Source organism: Peribacillus sp. P4_C12 (assembly GCF_056402095.1).
Genome location: NZ_JBFUIB010000669.1, coordinates 1 through 1,722, shown reverse-complemented (window position 1 = coordinate 1,722; position 1,722 = coordinate 1). Strand labels below are relative to the sequence as shown.

Below are 1,722 nucleotides of genomic sequence, written 5' to 3'. Positions count from 1 at the left end.
CTTCCCCATCCCAGAGCATCGTGTTTGCTAATCCGGCTTTCGCCTGATCCATCTCAACGAGATAAGTTCCTTTTGGATATGACACTCCATCCGCTTCAAATGCATTCACAGCTTGAACAACTTCAATATCATTATTGATCAAATGATTTACTGCCTTATTCGTAACAGTCGGATCCATAGGGTCTAGTGGAAGTATGTAGTTTTTTGGAAATAACCCTTCCTTATGAAAAGGATGGTCAAAGTTAATTCCTCTTTTAAAAACTTCAATTTGATCAGTAATCATGGATTGCTTGTTAGCTGTTGCAAATTTCAGTGCCCCCATAATCGAATTATACATCCATCGTACGCCATCCCAATCATTTGTTGGAGCTTCTAATGTATGACCGTAAGCACCATGGTACATCGCATACATTGGTGTGAAAATTGGTGGGTAATCATCCCAGCCGGCGGAATCATCGCGCAGCGGAATATAGGTACCTTTCATGTTTTGATACAAGGATCCTGAATAGTTCTTATGATCCTTCATTATTTCCGCTTCCATCGCTTCTGCCTGTTTATAGGCCCATTTTCCGTATAAGTCATACTCGTAATTAGGATTATGCGGTGGCGTACAAGGCTCAATTAACCCCTGCAGATTTGGCTGATAATTCTTCACATAACCATGAGTATCAAGGAACACCATCGGGTTCCATTCTTTTATGAGCTCAACCATCTCTTTTGTTTCTGGCTGCGACTGGGTGATAAAGTCACGATTTATGTCAATTCCTTCGCCATTAAAGCGGGTGGCATCAATACGTCCATCAGGGTTTTGTACGACATTGAAAATAAGAATATTATTCTCTAAAACGTCTTTTGTTGTTGCATCATTTTGGGTAGCAAACCGTTCAATTAATTGAAGGATTGCATCGCTTCCGACAAATTCAGTCCCATGAATAGAACCATTAATCATGATTGGAACTTTAAAGTCAGGATTATTGGCAACCCATTCTTGAGCTTTGCCCGGATTCTTAAACATTTGCTTTCTAAGTGCCTTCACTTTTCCGAACTTCCCTTGCGTTGTTGGGTCAGCAATCGTGACAACGTAGAGTGGGTTTCCATCAGCTGATGTTCCACGGACTTCAACTTTCACACGGTTTGAAAGTTTTTCAATCTCTTTTAATTTGGAACCAATTTGTGAGAATTTCACAAAGTCATAGTTTTCGCTATTAAACTTGCTTCCGTCCTGTTCCTCATATGTATTCACATTTGTCCATTGAGGTTTCTCAGCATGTCCAGAACTCCACGGAATTACTGTTAGTAAACTCACAGCCATCAGGCCAGATAATGCTTTTTTCTTTTTCATCCTAAAACCTCCAGTATGTATATATAGTGATTTTTTTGTATATATTAATTTATTAATTAATACATAGTTTAATTGAATACAACACGAAATGACTGGCTAATGGGCTTAACAAATTCTGTTGAAAGCGCTTTAATTTTATAACATTGAACAAACCACATCGTTAAAAATATTCTGTATAAAATTTGATAAGCTCCCCCAGCAAGTAATGCTACATAAAGTTGACCTCCGAAACTAGTGCTGCAATAGGAGCGAATCCCAATAAAATAAACATTGAACGACTTGGTGGAAACGCAATACCTAAATCCGCATTCCCAGCGGCTACTGTAGCTGCTTTAATTCCTTTCTAGACTAATAAATTTCTCCTTTTCTGCATCCTACTA

1 protein-coding gene is annotated in these 1,722 nt (G+C 38.7%); it reads right to left on the bottom strand.

Features of this window, described 5'->3' with window-relative positions; translation table 11 throughout:
- A partial coding sequence (locus AC1DUW_RS27815) for a M14 family zinc carboxypeptidase (protein WP_477644053.1) occupies positions 1-1,342 on the bottom strand: 1,342 nt, incomplete at its 3' end.
- Positions 1,343-1,722: the final 380 nt, after the last annotated feature.